Annotated in this window: 21 protein-coding genes; 9 read left to right on the top strand and 12 right to left on the bottom strand. The window is 66.0% G+C overall.

The features are described 5' to 3' along the window. Positions 1-34: 34 nt before the first annotated feature. The 5 genes from PV773_RS15950 (at position 35) to ugpC (ending at position 5,419) form a co-directional block, all read left to right on the top strand. Positions 35-733 (top strand): TlpA disulfide reductase family protein, encoded by a 699-nt coding sequence (locus tag PV773_RS15950; RefSeq protein WP_347967295.1) that lies wholly within the window; start codon positions 35-37, stop codon positions 731-733. 345 nt (positions 734-1,078) lie between these two features. After that, positions 1,079-2,389, top strand: a complete 1,311-nt coding sequence (gene ugpB, locus PV773_RS15955; RefSeq protein ID WP_347967296.1) for a sn-glycerol-3-phosphate ABC transporter substrate-binding protein UgpB — start codon at positions 1,079-1,081, stop codon at positions 2,387-2,389. A 210-nt stretch (positions 2,390-2,599) separates the two neighbouring features. Beyond that, positions 2,600-3,484 (top strand): sn-glycerol-3-phosphate ABC transporter permease UgpA, encoded by an 885-nt coding sequence (gene ugpA / locus PV773_RS15960; RefSeq protein WP_347967297.1) that lies wholly within the window; start codon positions 2,600-2,602, stop codon positions 3,482-3,484. 40 nt (positions 3,485-3,524) lie between these two features. Next, entirely contained in the window at positions 3,525-4,373 is an 849-nt protein-coding gene (ugpE, locus tag PV773_RS15965; protein ID WP_347967345.1) for a sn-glycerol-3-phosphate ABC transporter permease UgpE, read from the top strand. Then, positions 4,373-5,419 carry a sn-glycerol-3-phosphate ABC transporter ATP-binding protein UgpC gene (gene ugpC / locus PV773_RS15970; protein WP_347967298.1) on the top strand — a complete coding sequence of 349 codons (1,047 nt, stop codon included), beginning with the start codon at positions 4,373-4,375 and terminating at the stop codon, positions 5,417-5,419. The genes ugpE and ugpC overlap by 1 nt, the downstream gene beginning before the upstream one ends. A 9-nt stretch (positions 5,420-5,428) precedes the next feature. Here the strand turns inward: ugpC and PV773_RS15975 are convergent, their stop codons facing one another. The 8 genes from PV773_RS15975 to PV773_RS16010 form a co-directional block, all read right to left on the bottom strand. Beyond that, a complete protein-coding gene (locus tag PV773_RS15975; RefSeq protein ID WP_347967299.1) occupies positions 5,429-6,673 on the bottom strand; it encodes an acyltransferase in 1,245 nt (414 codons plus the stop codon). A gap of 163 nt (positions 6,674-6,836) precedes the next feature. Then, positions 6,837-7,718: a 3-hydroxybutyryl-CoA dehydrogenase gene (locus PV773_RS15980; protein WP_347967300.1), complete on the bottom strand. Its 882-nt coding sequence runs from the start codon at positions 7,716-7,718 to the stop codon at positions 6,837-6,839. A 111-nt stretch (positions 7,719-7,829) separates the two neighbouring features. After that, a complete protein-coding gene (locus PV773_RS15985) occupies positions 7,830-8,759 on the bottom strand; it encodes an electron transfer flavoprotein subunit alpha/FixB family protein (RefSeq protein WP_347967301.1) in 930 nt (309 codons plus the stop codon). A 156-nt stretch (positions 8,760-8,915) separates the two neighbouring features. Beyond that, positions 8,916-9,665, bottom strand: coding sequence for an electron transfer flavoprotein subunit beta/FixA family protein (locus tag PV773_RS15990; protein WP_347967302.1), 750 nt, complete (start codon positions 9,663-9,665; stop codon positions 8,916-8,918). Between the two features lie 222 nt (positions 9,666-9,887). Beyond that, the gene (locus tag PV773_RS15995; RefSeq protein WP_347967346.1) at positions 9,888-10,679 is read right to left on the bottom strand and encodes a rhomboid family intramembrane serine protease; all 792 of its coding nucleotides are present in this window, start codon (positions 10,677-10,679) and stop codon (positions 9,888-9,890) included. A gap of 45 nt (positions 10,680-10,724) precedes the next feature. Continuing rightward, complete coding sequence (locus PV773_RS16000) at positions 10,725-11,306, bottom strand: cob(I)yrinic acid a,c-diamide adenosyltransferase (RefSeq protein WP_347967303.1); 582 nt, start codon at positions 11,304-11,306, stop codon at positions 10,725-10,727. 11 nt (positions 11,307-11,317) lie between these two features. Next, positions 11,318-11,512 (bottom strand): twin transmembrane helix small protein, encoded by a 195-nt coding sequence (locus tag PV773_RS16005; protein WP_340040556.1) that lies wholly within the window; start codon positions 11,510-11,512, stop codon positions 11,318-11,320. A 39-nt stretch (positions 11,513-11,551) separates the two neighbouring features. Continuing rightward, the gene (locus tag PV773_RS16010; RefSeq protein ID WP_347967347.1) at positions 11,552-12,385 is read right to left on the bottom strand and encodes an SDR family oxidoreductase; all 834 of its coding nucleotides are present in this window, start codon (positions 12,383-12,385) and stop codon (positions 11,552-11,554) included. A gap of 95 nt (positions 12,386-12,480) precedes the next feature. Between PV773_RS16010 and PV773_RS16015 the strand changes: the two genes are divergently transcribed. Next, the gene (locus PV773_RS16015; protein WP_347967348.1) at positions 12,481-13,335 is read left to right on the top strand and encodes a YihY/virulence factor BrkB family protein; all 855 of its coding nucleotides are present in this window, start codon (positions 12,481-12,483) and stop codon (positions 13,333-13,335) included. On the opposite strand, the gene PV773_RS16020 is transcribed toward PV773_RS16015, so the two are convergent. Further along, positions 13,302-14,189 carry a DMT family transporter gene (locus PV773_RS16020; protein WP_347967304.1) on the bottom strand — a complete coding sequence of 296 codons (888 nt, stop codon included), beginning with the start codon at positions 14,187-14,189 and terminating at the stop codon, positions 13,302-13,304. The genes PV773_RS16015 and PV773_RS16020 overlap by 34 nt on opposite strands. A gap of 201 nt (positions 14,190-14,390) precedes the next feature. On the opposite strand from PV773_RS16020, the gene PV773_RS16025 reads away from it, so the two are divergent. Further along, positions 14,391-14,681 carry a hypothetical protein gene (locus tag PV773_RS16025; RefSeq protein WP_347967305.1) on the top strand — a complete coding sequence of 97 codons (291 nt, stop codon included), beginning with the start codon at positions 14,391-14,393 and terminating at the stop codon, positions 14,679-14,681. Here PV773_RS16025 and gluQRS read toward each other — a convergent pair. Further along, positions 14,676-15,551 (bottom strand): tRNA glutamyl-Q(34) synthetase GluQRS, encoded by an 876-nt coding sequence (gene gluQRS, locus PV773_RS16030; RefSeq protein ID WP_347967306.1) that lies wholly within the window; start codon positions 15,549-15,551, stop codon positions 14,676-14,678. The genes PV773_RS16025 and gluQRS overlap by 6 nt on opposite strands. A gap of 75 nt (positions 15,552-15,626) precedes the next feature. On the opposite strand from gluQRS, the gene PV773_RS16035 reads away from it, so the two are divergent. Together PV773_RS16035 and PV773_RS16040 are read left to right on the top strand one after the other, a co-directional pair. Next, the gene (locus PV773_RS16035; protein ID WP_347967307.1) at positions 15,627-16,280 is read left to right on the top strand and encodes a DNA-3-methyladenine glycosylase; all 654 of its coding nucleotides are present in this window, start codon (positions 15,627-15,629) and stop codon (positions 16,278-16,280) included. Positions 16,281-16,398: 118 nt separating this feature from the next. Further along, positions 16,399-16,956: an HNH endonuclease gene (locus PV773_RS16040; RefSeq protein ID WP_347967308.1), complete on the top strand. Its 558-nt coding sequence runs from the start codon at positions 16,399-16,401 to the stop codon at positions 16,954-16,956. An 82-nt stretch (positions 16,957-17,038) separates the two neighbouring features. Here PV773_RS16040 and PV773_RS16045 read toward each other — a convergent pair whose 3' ends face one another. Further along, positions 17,039-17,557: a disulfide bond formation protein B gene (locus PV773_RS16045; RefSeq protein WP_347967309.1), complete on the bottom strand. Its 519-nt coding sequence runs from the start codon at positions 17,555-17,557 to the stop codon at positions 17,039-17,041. A gap of 26 nt (positions 17,558-17,583) precedes the next feature. Next, on the bottom strand, positions 17,584-18,168 hold the full coding sequence (locus PV773_RS16050) for a YqaA family protein (RefSeq protein ID WP_347967310.1): 585 nt from the start codon (positions 18,166-18,168) through the stop codon (positions 17,584-17,586). Positions 18,169-18,193: the final 25 nt, after the last annotated feature.

The following is an 18,193-nucleotide window of genomic DNA, read 5'->3' on the forward strand; positions in this document are numbered from 1 at the left end:
CGTGATACCCGGGCTCCGGAGAGAAACTGAATAGATGGACCGCAGAAAAATGTTTCCCGCGCCACGCCATATCCTGATTGCCGCCGTTGCGGGCGTGATCGCCGGCGCGGTCGCGGTATATGTCACCACCACCCTTCGTGGCAACAACGACACCGAGCTGACCGCCGGTACGGAGGCTACCGTCGCCGCCGACGCAAGCAGCCAGGACAAGGTCTGCACCGCCAAGGCCGACGCCGCCAAGAAGATCGGTGCCGCCGCCACCGGACAGGTCGCTGCGATGATGCCGGCCGATCCGCCCCAGTCGCTCAAGGACCTCGCCTTCAACGGCCCTGACGGCAAGCCGATGACCATCGGCGACCAGAAGGGGCGCGTCCTGCTGGTCAATCTGTGGGCGACCTGGTGCGCGCCCTGCCGTGCCGAGATGCCCGCGCTCGACGCGCTCGAGCGCGAGATGGGCGGGGAGAATTTCGAGGTCGTGGCGATCAACGTCGATACCGGCGACGACACCAAGCCCAAGAAGTTCCTGCAGGAGATCGGCATCGCCTCGCTCGGCTACTACCGCGACAACACGCTGACCGTCTTCAATGAACTGAAGACGCGCGGCCTTGCGCTCGGCCTGCCGGTCACGCTGCTGGTCGATGGCGAGGGCTGCCTGCTGGCCAACATGAACGGGCCGGCGGAATGGGCCAGCCCGGACGCCAAGAAGCTGATCGAGGCGGCATTGGCGCTGTAAGGCCGCGCTTGCGCCGGTTTGTGGATATGCAGCCACGGGTTGCGTGACCATCGGCGCCCTTTCGCCGGCCGGCTCGGCGAAAGGGCCGGCGGCCGTGTGCCGCATGCCGTCAGCCCTTTCGTTAGCCGGCATTTCCAAGCTCGACGGAATGTCGGTTTTTCGGCAAACCATTTTCGCTTTTCGGAAAAGCGAAACTGATTTTCCAAGCTGCGCCGTAAGCGAAAGCGATACGCGCCGGTCGCGACCTTCATACGATCGCTACAAAACTGTTGTAGGGCTGTCACAAACCGTCAATACTGCTCCCCGCGGAACTAAACCTTTCGCCAACCAGAACGGGAGCGAGACATGAAGACCCTAGGCTTCGCGGCCGGAATTGCCGCGACAATCACGATGTTGTCCAGCACCTCCGCCTTCGCCGTCACGGAGATCACGTGGTGGCACGCCATGACCGGCGCGAACAACGAGGTGGTCGAGACACTTTCCAAGGAATTCAACGCGAGCCAGAGCGAGTACAAGATCGTTCCGGTTTTCAAGGGCACCTATCCCGAGACGCTGAACGCCGGCATCGCCGCGTTCCGCGCCAAGCAGCCGCCGGCGATCATGCAGGTCTTCGACGCGGGCACGGGCACGATGATGGCCGCCGAAGGCGCGATCAAGCCGGTGGCCGAGATCCTGTCGATGGGCGGCCAGGCTTTCGACAAGAGCCAGTACCTGCCCGGCATCGTCTCCTACTACTCGAAGCCTGACGGCACGATGCTCTCGTTCCCCTACAACTCGTCCTCGCCGATCCTCTACTACAACAAGGACATCTTCCAGAAGGCGGGCCTCGACGTCGACAATCCGCCCAAGACCTGGCCGGAAGTCTGGGAAGCGGCAAAGAAGATCAAGACCAGCGGCGCGGCCCCTTGCGGCTTCACCTCGACCTGGCTGACCTGGATCCACACCGAGAATTTCGCCGCCTGGAACAACCTCTCCTACGGCACCAACGAGAACGGCATCGCCGGCACCGACGTCGAGCTCAAGATCAACTCGCCGGTCTTCGTCAAGCACTTCCAGGAACTGGCCGACCTCGCCAAGGACGGCACCTTCAAGTATGGCGGCCGCACCTCCGAGGCCAAGCAGATCTTCCTTGCCGGTGAATGCGGCATCTTCACCGAGTCCTCGGGCGGCCTCGGCGACATCGTCAAGTCGGGCATGAACTACGGCACCGGCCAGCTTCCCTACGAGCCGGAAGCCCAGGGCGCGCCGCAGAACACCATCCCCGGCGGCGCATCGCTGTGGGTGTTCAACGGCCTCTCCGACGACCAGTACAAGGGCGTCGCCGCCTTCTTCAACTTCCTGTCGCAGACCCCGATCCAGGCGCGCCTGCACCAGGTATCGGGCTACCTGCCGGTCACGCTTGCCGCCTACGAGGAAACCAAGAAGTCCGGCTTCTACGACAAGAACCCGGCTCGCGAGATCCCGATCAAGCAGATGATGGGCAAGGCCCCGACCGAGAATTCGAAGGGCGTGCGCCTCGTCAACCTGCCGCAGGTCCGCGACATCGAGAACGAGGAGTTCGAGAAGATGCTCGCCGGTCAGCAGACCGCCCAGCAGGCGCTCGACAACATCGTTGCGCGTGGCAACAAGGCGATCCAGGAAGCGCTGGGGAACTGATCCGGTCGGTCCGACCGGGATTGCCCCTCACCCCTACCCTCTCCCCGTGAAGAACGGGGAGAGGGGCATCCACGTTGCCGCTTGTCCCTTCTCCCCGTCCTTCACGGGGAGAGGGTGCCGGCAGGCGGATGAGGGGCGGCGCAAACGCTGAACCGACAGGCGGTCCCTACCAACCAGCCCTCGGCAAAACCGCCCAACACGAGGCTCGCATTGACCCCACGCGTCGTCTTTCCCAACCGCATCCTGCCCTATCTGCTGGTCGCGCCGCAGCTGGCGATCACGGCGGTGTTCTTCTACTGGCCGGCCAGCCAGGCGCTCTATCAGTCGATGCTCAGGGAGGATCCGTTCGGCCTGTCGTCGAAATTCGTCTGGTTCGCCAACTTCAAGAAGGTGCTGTCGGACCCGAACTACCTCAACTCGGTCCAGGTCACGGTCGTCTTCTCGATCGCCACCGCAGCGGTTGCCATGGGCACGGCACTGCTGCTCGCCGTCATGGCCGACAAGGTGGTGCGCAGCCGCGGGCTCTATCGCACGCTGATGATCTGGCCCTACGCGGTCGCGCCCGCCATTGCCGGCATGCTCTGGCTGTTCCTGTTCAACCCGTCGATCGGCTCGCTCGCCTATGGCCTGCGCTGGCTCGGCATAAACTGGGATCCGCTGCTCGACGGCTCGCAGGCCATGACGCTCGTCGTCGCCGCCGCCTCGTGGAAGCAGATCAGCTACAATTTCCTGTTCTTCGTCGCCGGCCTGCAGGCCATCCCCAAGTCGCTGATCGAGGCCGCCGCCATCGACGGCGCCGGCGAGAACAAGCGCTTCTGGACGATCGTGTTTCCGCTGCTTGCGCCGACCACCTTCTTCCTGCTCGTGGTCAATACGGTCTACGCCTTCTTCGACACCTTCGGCATCATCCACGCCGTCACCGGCGGGGGACCGGGCAAGGCCACCGAGACGCTGGTCTACAAGGTCTACAACGACGGTTTCGTCAATCTCATCCTCGGCGACTCGGCAGCGCAATCGGTGATCCTGATGGTCATCGTCATCGCGCTCACCGCCATCCAGTTCCGCTATGTCGAGAAGAAGGTGCACTATGGCTGAGCCGAAGGCACTTCCGCCCGCAAGCGGCCACGACAAGCTGATGATCGGCCAGTCGAAGGCCGGCGTCTACATGGCGCATGCCATCCTGATCCTCGGCATCCTGATCGTGGCGTTCCCGATCTACTACACCTTCGTCGCCTCGACCCATTCGCTGCAGACGATCCTGCGGCCGCCGCTGCCGCTGCTGCCCGGCGGCGAGTTCTTCAACAACTATCGCGAGGCGCTGTTCGGCGGCGTCGGCCGCATCGGCGGGGTCAGCGTGGCGACGCTGCTCGTCAACACCACCATCGTCGCCTTCGGCATCGCCATCGGCAAGATCGTCATCTCGATCCTGTCGGCCTATGCCATCGTGTTCTTCCGCTTCCCGGGCCGCATGTTCTTCTTCTGGCTGATCTTCATCACCCTGATGCTGCCGGTCGAGGTGCGCATCCTGCCCACCTACAAGGTGATGGTCGACCTCGGCCTGATCGACACCTACACCGGGCTGATCGTGCCGCTGATCGCGTCGGCCACCGCGACGCTGCTGTTCCGCCAGTTCTTCCTCACCATCCCGGGCGAACTGGTCGAGGCCGCGCGCGTCGACGGCGCCGGACCCTGGCGCTTCTTCAAGGACATCCTCCTTCCCCTGTCGCGGACCAACATCGCAGCGCTCTTCGTCATCCTCTTCATCTATGGCTGGACGCAATATCTCTGGCCGCTTCTGGTCACCAACCGCAACGACATGAACACCATCGTCATCGCGCTCAGGAAGATGATCTCCTTCGCAGACGCCGATACCGAATGGCATCTGGTGATGGTCACTTCCATGCTCGCCATCGTGCCGCCCATCCTGGTGGTCGTGTTCATGCAGCGCTGGTTCGTCCGCGGCCTCGTCGAAACGGAGAAATAATGGCAACCGTCGATCTCAAGGACGTCCGCAAGGTCTATGCCGGCGGCGTCGAAGCCGTGAAGGGCGTATCCATCGCCATTCCCGACAAGGCGCTGTGCGTGCTGGTCGGCCCCTCGGGTTGCGGCAAGTCCACGCTCTTGCGCATGATCGCGGGGCTGGAAACCATCTCGGCAGGCTCCTGCGCCATCGACGGCAAGGTGGTCAACGCGATCGGCCCGACCGAGCGCGACATCGCCATGGTGTTCCAGAACTATGCGCTCTATCCGCATATGAAGGTCTACGACAACATGGCCTACGGCCTGCGCAACCGCGGCACGCCGAAGGACGAGATCGACAAGCGGGTGCGCTCGACGGCCAAGACGCTGGAGTTGGAGCACCTGCTCGAGCGCCGCCCGCGCGAACTGTCGGGCGGCCAGCGCCAGCGCGTCGCCATGGGCCGCGCCATCGTGCGCAACCCCAAGGTCTTCCTGTTCGACGAGCCGCTCAGCAACCTCGACGCCAAGCTGCGCGGCCAGATGCGCGTCGAGATCAAGAACCTGCAGCGCAATCTCGGCGTCACCTCGGTCTATGTCACCCACGACCAGCTCGAGGCGATGACGCTCGCCGACGTGCTGGTGGTCATGAACGCCGGCCTGGTCGAACAGCTCGGTGCGCCGCTCGACATCTACGAGAAGCCGGCCTCGACCTTCGTCGCCTCCTTCATCGGCGCGCCGCCGATGAACCTTCTGCCGCTCAGGAGCGGTCAGTTCGACGGCGCGGTCTCCGTCCCGGCGGTTCCCGCCAATGCGGCAACGCTCGGCTTCCGGCCCGAGGATTGCGAGGTGGGCGCCGACGGCCCGGCCTCCGAGGGCGGGCTCAGGCTGATGGCCAATGTCGAGGGCGTCGAGCCGGTGGGCGCCGAAAGCTTCCTCTATTGCCAGGCGGCCGGCAGCCGCGTCGTGGTGCGCGTGCCCGGCCGCACCGATGTGGTGGCCGGCGACCAGCTGCCGGTCTTTGCCCGGCGCGAGAAGCTGCATTTCTTCGGCAGCGACGGCAAGCGGGTCTGAGGCGCGGGGCTAGTTGGGGAATGACGAGGGGCGGGCGGAGAGCGCGCCGCCCTTCGGCAGCGGCGCCAGGAAGCGGCCCTCGAAATAGCGGAACGAGACTTCGGCCATCGCGATGGTCAGGACAAACGAGCTGCAGAACAGCAGCAGCCGATAGGCGACGGGCAGGCCGTCTGCCGGCACGTCGACATGCCGGAACAGCAATTGCCAGGCAATGGTGATTGCCAGCGCATGGTAGACATAGGCGCCGTAGGAGATCTCCCCGATCCGCTGCAGTACCGGATGCCGCAACAGCCAGTCGAGCGCCGGGTGCCTGGTCGCGGCCAGTGCCACCAGGCCTGCCGAAGCCACTATGATCGCCGAATAGGCGACGATTTCCCTGTGCTGGCCCCAGATGATGCCCGAGACCACGTTGCGCAGCACGTCGATGCCGCGCGCGCCGGCGACGGCGTGGTTCACATAGACATAGGTCGCCGCATAGGTGGCCAGGGCGAGCAGGCCAAGAATTGCCAGCGGCGTCGCGATCCGCGCCAGGAGCGGCCTGCGGCTGGCGAATGCGAGCAGCGAGCCCGCGGCAAAGGCGTCCATGTGCAGGAATGGTCCCGAATAGATGGCGTAGGCCTTGGCCTCGTCGGCCCAGGCGAGCGCGGTCAGCTCCGCCGATGCGAAGCCGCGCAGCGCCGGCGCAAGCGGCAGAGCGGCAATCAGCAGGGCGACCACGATCCTGCGCGGGGCGAAGACGAGGATGACCCCGTAGACCAGGTAGAACTGCATCTCCACCGAGATGGTCCAGAGATGTCCCACCGGCCAGCCGGCCAGTTCGCCGCGGCCAAGCGCCATCGTCACGTTGTTGAAGAAGCCGAGCAGCGATCCGGCAGCGAGGCCGTCGACCTGCCCGCCGAGGAGAAGCGTGAACCCTATGCCGGCCAGTACATAGAGATAGTAGACGGGAACGATCCGGCGGATCCTGCGGCCGAAGAAGCGGACGAGCCGCTGTCTCGGTTCTGCCTCGTCCTCACGGCCGATCACGCTCAGGGTGACGACGAAGCCCGAGATGACGTAGAACAGCCAGACCCCGGTCCATCCGAAGGGCATCAGGCCGCTGTGCTGCGCCACCACCGCGGTCATGGCAAAGCACCGCAGCGAATCGACCGGTCCGACCCGGCCCCCGCCGGAACCCTGCGCCCAAGCTCTTGCCATGCCGTCCTCGCCGCAACGGGCGATCTCTTCGACCGCGACCGGGGTTCGGTCGCTCAATTCGACAGAGTTTCAACGGGACAAGAATGGCGGCGGGGCCGGCAAACGCAATATCGCCGGCGCTCACCTCAAAGGATGCTCTGCACCGATCCGGCGTAGCTTCGCCGCCGCGGCGGCGGAGACGGCAGCCGAAAGGCGTAGGCGGCAGGTGGCGGCCCGGCCGTCAGCGTGTCGGGACCGGGACCTCGCCGCGATAGTCGTAGAAGCCGCGGCCGGTCTTGCGGCCGAGCCAGCCGGCCTCGACATATTTCACCAGGAGCGGGCAGGGGCGGTACTTGGAGTCCGACAGGCCGTCGTGCAGCACCTGCATGATCGACAGGCAGGTGTCGAGGCCGATGAAGTCGGCGAGCTGCAGCGGGCCCATCGGGTGATTGGCGCCAAGCCGCATCGCCGTGTCGATCGCCTCGACCGTGCCGACGCCTTCATAGAGCGTGTAGATCGCCTCGTTGATCATCGGCAAGAGGATGCGGTTGACGATGAAGGCCGGGAAATCCTCCGACACCGTCACCGTCTTGTCGAGGTGATGGACATAGTCCTTGGCGCTCTCGAAGGTCTTGTCCTCGGTGGCGATGCCGCGCACCAGCTCGACCAGCTTCATCAACGGCACCGGGTTCATGAAGTGGATGCCGATGAAGCGCTCCGGCCGGTCGGTCTGCGCGGCCAGCCGCGTGATCGAGATCGACGAGGTGTTGGTGGCGAGGATCGCCTCCGGGTTCAGCTGCGGGCAGAGCTGCGCATAGATCTTGCGCTTGATCGTCTCGTCCTCGGTCGCCGCTTCGATCACCAGGTCGGCGCTGGCGAGGTCGGCCATCGTCGGGGCGGACGAGATGCGGGCCATGGCATCCTTGCGGGCCTGCTCTTCGAGCTTGCCCGAATGCACCTGGCGAGCCATGTTGCCGTTGATGGTGGCGATGCCCTTTTCGATGCGATCGGGCGAAATGTCGTAGAGCTGCACGTTGTAGCCGGCGAGCGCCGATACATGCGCGATGCCGCTGCCCATCTGGCCCGCGCCGACAATGCCGACCGTCTCGATCTTACCCGTCATCACACTCATCCCGTCGAAGGCTTTTTTAGATTTGTGCAATGCAAACTAAATGGCCGGGGTAGCGTTCGTCTACCCCGGCCATCACATTTTAATACCGCAGCCGGCGGGGCGTCAAAGCGCCTTTTCGAGTTCCGGCAGGACGGTGAACAGGTCGCCGACGATGCCGTAGTCGGCAACCTGGAAGATCGGGGCTTCCTCGTCCTTGTTGATGGCGACGATGACCTTCGAATCCTTCATGCCGGCGAGGTGCTGGATCGCACCCGAGATGCCGCAGGCGATGTAGAGGTCGGGCGCCACGACCTTGCCGGTCTGGCCGACCTGCCAGTCGTTGGGGGCGTAGCCGGCGTCGACGGCGGCGCGGGAAGCGCCGACGGCGGCACCGAGCTTGTCGGCCACCGGCAGGATCACTTCCTGGAACTTCTCGGCCGAGCCGAGCGCGCGGCCGCCCGAGATGATGATCTTGGCCGAGGTCAGCTCCGGACGATCACTCTCCGACAGCTTGTTCTCGACGAAGGAGGACAAGCCGGGATTGGCGGCGGCGGAGATAGTCTCGACCGCGGCCGAGCCGCCCTCGGCGGCAGCCTGGAACGAGGCGGTACGCACGGTGATCACCTTCTTGGCGTCGAGCGCCTGCACCGTCTGGATGGCGTTGCCGGCGTAGATCGGGCGCTTGAAGGTGTCGGAGGAGACGACCTCGATGATTTCCGAGACCTGGCCGACGTCGAGCAGGGCCGCGACGCGCGGCGAAACGTTCTTGCCCGTCGAGGTCGCGGCGGCGACGATGGCGTCGTAGTTGCCGGCGAGGCCGACGACCAGGGCAGCGGTCGGCTCGGCCAGGCGCTCGGCCAGTTCTTCGGCTTCGGCGAGCAGCACCTTGCGCACGCCCTTGAGCTTCGAAGCGGCGTCGGCGGCCGCCTTGGCGCCCTTGCCGGCCACCAGCACGTCGACGTCGGAACCGATCTTGAGGGCTGCCGACAGCGCCTTGGCGGTCTGGTCGGAGAGCGAAGCGTTGTCGTGTTCGGCGATGAGGAGAATTGCCATTTTGTCTTTCCTGTCGTCTCGTTCCCGCGCGACCTGAATTCCGGTCAGGCCGCGCCGAAAACGGTTGGATTCGAGAACCGGAGCGGAGCGTACCTCAGTACGTGAGCACCGGAAGCGCAGAAGCCAGCCGTTTGCAGGCCGGCCTCATCGGAATTCTCACAGCACGCCGGCTTCGTTACGGAGCTTGTCGACCAGTTCCGCGACGGACTTGACCTTGACGCCCGCCTTGCGGCCGCCCGGTTCCTCGGTCTTGAGGACCTTGAGGCGCGGGGTGATGTCGGCGCCGAAGTCGGCCGCCGTCTTCTCGTCGAGCGGCTTCTTCTTGGCCTTCATGATGTTGGGCAGCGAGGCGTAGCGCGGCTGGTTGAGGCGCAGATCCACCGTCACGATCGCCGGCATCTTGAGCTCGACCGTCTGCAGGCCGCCATCGACTTCGCGCGTCACCTTGGCCTTGTCGCCGCCAAGCTCGATCTTCGAGGCGAACGTGCCCTGGGCCCAGCCCAGCAGGGCCGCCAGCATCTGGCCGGTCTGGTTGCTGTCATCGTCGATCGCCTGCTTGCCGAGCAGCACCAGGCCCGGCTTCTCGGCTTCCACCACGCCCTTCAGCACCTTGGCGACGCCGAGCGGCTCGACCGCATCGTCGGTCTTGACCAGGATGGCGCGGTCGGCGCCCATGGCGAGCGCGGTGCGCAGCGTCTCCTGAGCCTGGGCAGGCCCGATCGAGACCACCACGATCTCCTCGACCTTGCCGGCTTCCTTGAGCCGGATCGCCTCTTCGACCGCGATCTCGTCGAACGGGTTCATCGCCATCTTCACGTTCGCCAGCTCAACGCCAGAACCGTCGGCCTTCACCCGAACCTTCACGTTCGCATCGACAACCCGCTTGACCGGGACGAGAACTTTCATCGGCTTGGTACCTCTCTGAAAAGCGATTTAGTGCGCGCTATAGCAGCGCTTGGCCCGCTGCAATTGTCGATTGCCGACATATTGGGCGGAAAAACAGACCTGACCATGCGCTTCCGGTGGCGGGTGGCTGCCGCAAGCGCGCGGACCGTAGTTGCGGGCGAAGCGCGCTGTCAATATCCGTATGGACGTCAAATCGTTTGAAAATCGCGCTGCCGCGGCCCGCTAGCTGCGGCCCCAGCGCGGCGCCGGCGAGGCCGGCGGCGGCTCGACCGGAGCAGGCTCCGCGGCTTGTCCCGCTTCGGGATTTTCCGCGATCACGGGGACCGCGTCCTCGGCCGGGGCAAACAGCGGCACGTCGCGGCTGCGCAGGAACAGCACCAGTACGGCGCCGGCGACGATGCCGCCGACATGGGCCGCCCAGCTCACCTCGTCGTCGCCGCCGATGGCGATCATCAGGAACTGGAAGGCGACCCACAGGATCAGCGGGATCCAGGCCGGGATGCGCAGAGGGATACGGCCGAAGGCCAGCACCCAGACCTTCACCCGGGGGTAGAGGATGAGATAGGCGGCGACGATGCCCGCGATCGCCCCCGACGCGCCGATCAGTGGCGTCTGCGAATCCGGCAGGATCAGCCCGTGCAGGAAGGCGCCGGCGACGGCGCAGAGCAGGTAGAAGGCGAGGAAGCGGAAATGACCCAGCGCATCCTCGACATTGTCGCCGAACACCCACAGGAACAGCATGTTGCCGCCGAGATGGAAGACGTCGCCGTGCAGGAACGAGTAGGTGACGTAGCTCAGCTTCTCGGGGATGATGATAAGGTCCGGCGAAAGCTCCGCCGTGTCGTTCACCACCGAGGGTATGTAGCCGAGGCCAAGCACCGCGGCGGTCGCGAAGTCCTCGCTGCCGACGGTGGTGACGAAATAGGCGATGACGTTGATGGCGATCAGGCCGAACGTCACATATTGCAGCCGGATGTGGCGCAGATGGTTGGAATCATACAGCGGAATGAACATGCTCACGGGTGCGCCCTCCCGGCGCCAGGGCATTTTCCGCCCTGGTCAGCGGTTCTGTCCGGGCACCCATAGCACATCGGATTTTCCGTTGTCATTGACGACGCGGGCGGCCACGAACAGCAGGTCCGAGACGCGGTTGATGTAGCGGATGCCCTCGCGGTTCACATGCTCGGCCGGGTCCTGCGCCAGCGCCACCATGACGCGCTCGGCCCGCCGTGCCACCGTGCGGGCGAGGTGCAGGGCCGCGGCGGCAGGCGAGCCGCCGTTGAGCACGAAGGACCGTAGCGGCGAAAGGTCGGCGTTCAGCCTGTCGATGTCGGCTTCGATGCGCGCGGTCTGTGCGGCGATGATGCGCAGCGGCTCGTAGCCCAGGTCCTTGCCGCCCTCCGGCGTTGCCAGATCCGCTCCAAGGTCGAACATGTCGTTCTGGATGCGGCCGAGCATGGCGTCGATCTCGGGATGTGCCGGGCCGGTGTGTACGCGCGCCATGCCGATGCAGGCATTGGCCTCGTCGACGGCGCCATAGGCCTCGACGCGCAGGTCGGATTTCAGCCGGCGTTCGCCCGTGCCCAGCCCGGTCGTGCCGTCGTCGCCGGTGCGCGTGTAGATCTTGTTGAGCTTGACCATGGCGCGCGCCTTCAGCCGCCGCGCGAGAAGTACAGCGCGAGCAGGATGAAGACCAGCGCGATCGCCTGAAGGAGCACGCGCGCCTGCATCAGCTTGTTCGACGTGTTGGCCGAGCCGCCGCGCATCATGTTGAACAGGCCGCGCACCAGTACGATCGCGACGGCTGCCATGAACACGATGGCGATGATGTTGAATGTGGTTCCCATGCGAGGTTCCAGTTTCCCTTGGACGTCACCGCGGCCGGCTCAGGCCTGCCGGGCCAGGATCTTGTAGAGGAGCGAGGCGGGCAAGATGCGTTTCAGCACGACGCCGATTCGCGCCGGAGTCGTCACAACATAATGCGGCCGCGGGCGAGGCGACAGCAGGGCGTGTCGCAATACCGCATGCACCGCCTCGGGCCCCAGCTTCATGGACGACTTGCTGCCGCCGCCGCGCAGCCGCGCCAGCTGCGCCTGATAGGCTTCGCGATGCACGGAATTCTCGTGGTCGATGTAGCGCAGGAACCAGGGCAGCCCGTTGCTGGCGATCCTGGAGGCGATCGGGCCCGGCTCGATCATGGAGACATGCACGCCCGAGCCTTCGAGTTCCTGGCGCATGCACAGCATCAGGCCCTCGAGCGCATGCTTGGAGGCGGCATAGGCGCCGCGGAACCGCACCGGCGTCAGGCCGAGGATCGACGAGCAGTGGACGATGCGGCCGTGGCCCTGGCGCCGCATCACCGGCACGATGCGCCGGGTCAGGTCGTGCCAGCCGAAGAAGTTGGCCTCGAACTGGTCGCGCAGCGCCGCCATGGGCAGGTCCTCGACCGCGCCGGCCTGGGCATGGGCGCCGTTGTTGAACAGGGCGTCGAGCCTGCCGCCGGTGCGCTCGAGCACGGTTGCCACCAGCGCCTCGATCGAGCGCGGCTCGGCGTAGTCGAGATAGAGCGCTTCCAGCCCGTCCGCCTCGAGCGCCGCGACATCTTCCGGCTTGCGCGCCGTGGCGAACACGCGCCAACCTTCCGCCTTCAGCGCACGGGCGCAATGAGCGCCGATCCCGGACGACGTTCCGGTCACGATAATCGTGCGTAACTCCTTGATCGTGTTCACGTCACTGCCGCCAAGACTTGCAAACCGGGGCAAACCCTTCCCATATTCGCGGCCTGGAAACAATCGGACGGAGCGGCAAACTGGATCTGTTGCGCAGGATCGTGGCCATCCGGCGCGTGCTCTACGACGCAGCCGGCCATTTCCATGACGACGACGGCTGGGCCATGGCGAGCCATCTCGCCATCTCGGCGCTGATGGCGCTGTTTCCGTTCCTCATCTTCGCCACCACGCTTGCCTCGTTCCTGGGCGCCGACAGGTTCGCCGAAACCGCCGTGCACCTGGTGTTCGACACCTGGCCGGAACAGATCGCGGCCCCCATCGCCCGCGAGGTCGTCAACGTGCTCACCGTGCCGCGCACGGACCTGCTCACCTATGGCGTGCTGCTCGCCGCCTTCTTCGCCTCCAACGGCATCGAGGCGCTGCGCACCTCGCTCAACCGCGCCTACCGCGTTCGCGAGACCCGCACCCTCTGGTTCCGCCGCACCCAGAGCCTGATCTTCGTGCTCATCGCCACGATCGGATTCGTCGCCATCAGCGTGCTCCTGGTGTTCGCGCCGATCATCGCGCGCATCCTCGAAGCCAAGTTCGAGTGGATCAGGCCCTATATGGGCACCATCACCGTGTGGCGCTTCACCATCGCCTCGGCAGTCATCGTGCTCGGCCTGTTTGCGGTCCACAAATGGCTGCCCGACGGCCGCCGCGGCTTCCTCAGCCTCGTGCCGGGCATCATCTTCACGCTGGTCGCCTGGCTGATCGGCTCGACGGTGTTTGCCGCCTATCTCGACACCTTCGCCTCCTATGTGACGACCTATGCCGGCCTCGCCTCGATCCTGATCGCGGTCGTCTTCCTCTACATCATCTCGGCGATCTTCATCCTCGGCGGCGAGCTCAACGCCGCCATCAGCCGCTATTTCGAGGCGCGCGCCCGCGTGCCGGGCTGAGCCGTCGCCAGGCCGACGCCCAGCGTGGCGATCGCCATGCCCAGGAGCTGCAGCAGCGACAGCTGCTCGCCGAACAGCAGCCAGGCGATGACCGCCGTCACCGCCGGCACGAGATAGAACAGCGAGGCGACCTTCGACATGGCGCCGTCGCGGATCATCACCATCAGCAGGAAGATCGCGCCGATCGACAGCACGAAGACCAGCCAGGCGAGCGCGAAGATCAGCTCGCCATTGACGGTCATCTGCTGCGTCTCGAAGGCGAAGGAGGCGAGGGTCGTCAGGACGCCGGCGCCGACATATTGCCAGAAGGTTCCCGTCACCAGGTCGCCCGAGGTGCCGGCCCGCTTCTGCCAGATGGTGCCTGCGCTGATGCCGGCCATGGCGATCAGCGACGCGGTCAGCGTCTGCCAGGTCACGCCGCCGATGCTGCCGAGCTTGGGCGACAGCACGATCACCACGCCGACGAAGCCTACCGCAAGCCCCAGCCAGTGGCGCGGACGGATTTCCTCGCCGAGCACCGCGCCGGCCAGAAGTGCCGTCACCAGCGGCTGCAGCCCGGCAATGAGCGCCGAAAGGCCGGCGGGCAGGCCGTGGCGGATCGCCCAGAACACCCCACCCAGATAGATCCCGTGCAGCAGCATGCCGATGAGCATGGCATTGAGTGCTGCCCGCCGCGGCAGGGGTCTGGAGCCGATGGCCAGCATGATGCCGCCGAGGATCAGCGCCGCGATCGCGAAGCGGACAGCCAGGAAGGTGAACGGCTCGGCCCACGGCATGGCGTAGCGCGCGCCGATGAAGCCGGTTGCCCACAAGAGTACGAAGGTGGCCGGGATCAGCCGCTTGGCAGGTGTCATCGTGGGGTCCGGTGTCTGGCGCGTTTGGGGCGGGGTCTTGGGGAACTTAACGGGATCCCTCTAATGCCGAATATTAGGGCAAGCAAAACGAAACGGTTGATCCATAGAGTCAGCGGACCTGATCGACGAGGCGGTCGGGGGGATGCTTGCCCGGGAGGCGGCCTGGGATAGTTGCGCTGGCGGCCTTTGAAAGGACCGAGCATGCTGTGGAATCTCGACCCGGGCTGGCTCATGATGGCGGTGGCCTTCGTCACCGTCATGGCCTTTTTCTTCGGCGCCGCGCTCGACGCCATCATGAAGGACGACGGCTTCGGCCCCATTGGAAACACGGTGCTTTTCACCGCCGGCTTCTTCGGCGCCGTGCTGCTCGCCAACAACATGGGCATCATCCTGCGCGACCTGAAATTCGCGGTCGCCTGGGGCCTTGGCGGCGCGTTCGTCTTCATCAGCCTGCTGGCGCTGCTCAAGGCCGGCATCGCCCGGATGCTATAGTCCCAGGCGGGATCGTACCGCCTCCGGCGTCTCGCCCGCCGCGCGCAGGGCGGCGAGGCCGGTGTCGCGCAGGCTCTTGGAGAGCTTGCGGCCGTCCGGCCCGAGCACCAGCCCGTGGTGGAAATAGCTCGGCTCGGGCAGGCCGAGGATCTGCTGCAGCAGGCGCTGGACCGATGTCGCGAAATAGAGGTCGCGGCCGCGCACCACGTGGCTCACACCCTGCAGCGCGTCGTCCACCACCACCGCCAGGTGGTAGCTGGTGGGGATCTCGCGCCGGGCGACGACGACGTCGCCCCATTGCCCGGGCTCGGCGGCGATTTCGTCCGAAGCGGTCATCGCCTCGTCTCTCCATTCGCGCCAGTGCAGCGGGCTCTCCAGGCGCGCGGCCGCCGCCTCGGCGTCGAGGCGCCAGGCGAAGGGGGCGCCGTCCGCGATGCGGCGCCGGCGCTCGCTCTCCGCAAGCGTCTTGTCGGCGCCGGGATAGAGCGGCGCCCCGTCGGGATCGCGCGGCCACTTCGCCCCGGCTGCCTCGTGTTCGACGATCGCGGCGCGGATCTCGCCGCGGCTCATGAAGGCGGGATAGACCAGTTCCTCGCGTCGCAGCCGCGCCAGCGCCGCCTCGTAGTCGCCGAAATGATCCGACTGGCGCCGCACGGGCTCCTCCCAGGCGAGCCCGAGCCAGGCGAGGTCGCGATAGATGCCCGCCTCGAATTCGGGCGTGCAGCGGGTGAGGTCGATGTCCTCGATGCGCAGCAGCAGCCTGCCGCCGGTCCGGTCGGCCATGCGCCGGTTGGTCAGCGCCGACAGCGCGTGGCCGAGATGCAGCTCGCCATTGGGGCTGGGCGCGAAGCGGAAGACAGGAGCCGTCATGAGCGTTGCGGTTTCGGATTGAACGTCTGCTTCGCCGATTGCTACGTTGTCGGCCCGATCCTCACAAGAGTTGCCATGCGCCGCATCTCCAGCATCGACGACATCAGCCGCGGCCTCGACGAGCTCTGCGCCATCGATCCGCGCCTCGGCGCCGTCCGCGAAATGGCGGGCGAAGTGCCGCTCCGGCTGTCGCAGCCCGGCTTCGCCAGCCTCGCCTCGATCATCGTCTCTCAGCAGGTGTCGACGGCGAGCGCCAGGGCGATCTTCGGCCGCTTCTCGACCCTCGTCGATCCGCTGACGCCCGAGGCGCTTCTAGGCGCGGGCGAGGAGGTGTTCCGCACGGCCGGCCTGTCGCGGCCCAAGCAGCGCACGCTGCTCGCCGTCGCGCGGGCCGCCGCCGACGGCCTCGATCTGTACGGCCTCTGCCGGCTCGACGCGCGCGAGGCCATGGCCGCCATGGTGGGGATCCCGGGCATCGGGCCGTGGACGGCCGAGGTCTACCTGCTCTTCGCCGCCGGCCACCCCGACATTTTTCCCGCCCGCGACGTGGCGCTGCAGAGCGCGGTGGGGCATGCGCTCGGCATCGATCCGCGCCCCGGCGAGAAGGCACTGATTCGGCTTGCCGAATCATGGGCGCCCTGGCGAGGGGTCGCTTCGCGGCTGTTCTGGGCGTATTATCGGAATACCCGCGGTCGCGATGGCGCGCCGCCTGCGGGAAATCCCGCTTGAATCGACGCGATCGCGGCTTTTTGAGCGATTTTCCGGCCAGCCAGGCGCTTCACATTCCTGTCACCTCGGGCTTACAGTATTCGCGCCGTTAGGTTCGAAGACCAAGGAGGTAAGCGAAGTGACGGTTGCCGTGTCTCCGGATGGGCTTCCAGCACTAGTGCTGAACGCGGATTATCGCCCGCTCAGCTACTACCCCTTGTCGTTGTGGTCCTGGCAGGATGCGATCAAGGCGGTGTTCCTCGACCGCGTCAACATCGTCGCCGAATACGAGCACGCCGTCTCGTCGCCCACCTTCTCGATGAAGCTGCCGAGCGTCGTCAGCCTCAAGAACTACGTCAAGCCGTCGCGCTATCCGGCCTTCACCCGCTTCAACGTGTTCCTGCGCGACCGCTTCCAGTGCCAATACTGCGGCACGCCCGAGGATCTGACCTTCGACCATGTCGTCCCGCGCCACCGCGGCGGGGCCACGACGTGGGAAAACGTCGTCGCCGCCTGCTCGCCCTGCAATCTCAGGAAGGGTGGCATGATGCCGGCGCAGGCCAAGATGTGGCCGCTGCAGAAGCCGTTCCAGCCGACCGTGCACGACCTGCACAACAACGGCCGGCTGTTCCCGCCCAACCACCTGCACGAAAGCTGGATGGACTATCTCTACTGGGATGTCGAACTGGAGCCTTGATGAAGGCTGATCTCCCCCCTTGCGGGGGAGATGTCCGGCAGGACAGAGGGGGGTGCGAAGGATCGCTGCCCGCCCGCGACCCTCACCCCTTCCTGAACGCTCCACGAAACGCGACGACCGCAAGGATCGCGCTGGCGATCACGTTCCAGCCGGCAAACGACAGGCCCAGCACCCTGAGCGCCGCCTTGTTGCAGGAGGGCGGCACGACGTCGTTGAGGACGTCGAGCAATCCCTTGCCGCCGGTGTCGACGGGGCCGGCGACCGCCGCGCAGTCGGTCGGACCCTGCCACCAGGCCCATTCGACGCCGGCGTGGAAGACCGCCAGGTAGAGCCCGTAGGTCATCAGCAGCCCACCCGCCACGAGCAGGGCGCGCGTCGTCCAGGCCGGCCACTGCATGACCGAGGCGAGCGTCGCCAGGGCCATCAGGGGCACGCCGACATAATAGGGGGTGCGCTGCTCGAGGCAGAGCTTGCAGGGCATGTAGCCGCCGATGTGCTGGAAGCCGAGCGCGGTGCCGACGACGACGGCCATGGCGACGGCGAGGAAGAGCGCCGTCGCGGTCAGGCTGCGGCGGCTGGGGTCGGAGGCAAGCGAGGTCATGTGGCGAGGTCCGATGGTTGAGCCGGTCAAGCGAAATATTTGACGAGAAGATAGAGCAAAATCAGGGCGGCGGCAGCGACCCCGGCGAGCAGGCCGAGGCGCTTTTCGATGAAATGGCGGATCGGATCGCCGTAGGTCCTGAGCAGCCAGGCCAGGAACAGGAAGCGTGCGCCGCGGGCGACGATCGCCGAGACGATGAACCAGCCGAGCGGGAAGCCGACGACGCCGGCGAGGATGGTGACAACCTTGATCGGCGGCAGGTGGGCTAGGCCCGAGGTGACCAGCATCAACAGGATGATGCCTGTGCCGGACAGTTTGAGGTTTTCGAACGCCTCATACTTGCCGTAGAATTCGAGCACCGGCCGGGCGATCGCCTCGAACGCGTAGTGCCCGAGATACCAGCCGGCGATGCCGCCGAGCACCGAGGCGACCGTCGCCACCAGCGCGTAGCGATAGGCGCGGTCGGGCCGCGACAGCGCCATCGGCAGATAGAGCACGTCTGCCGGCACGAGGAAGATCGAGCTCTCGATGAAGGCGATGATGGCCAGCCACCATTCGGCGGATTTCCGTGCCGCGAGCGACAGGGTCCAGTCGTAGAGTTGGCGAAGCATCGGGTCCTCTTGGATTGCGCGCCTT

The organism is Mesorhizobium sp. CC13, from assembly GCF_039907765.1.
Taxonomy (GTDB): Bacteria; Pseudomonadota; Alphaproteobacteria; order Rhizobiales; family Rhizobiaceae; genus Aminobacter.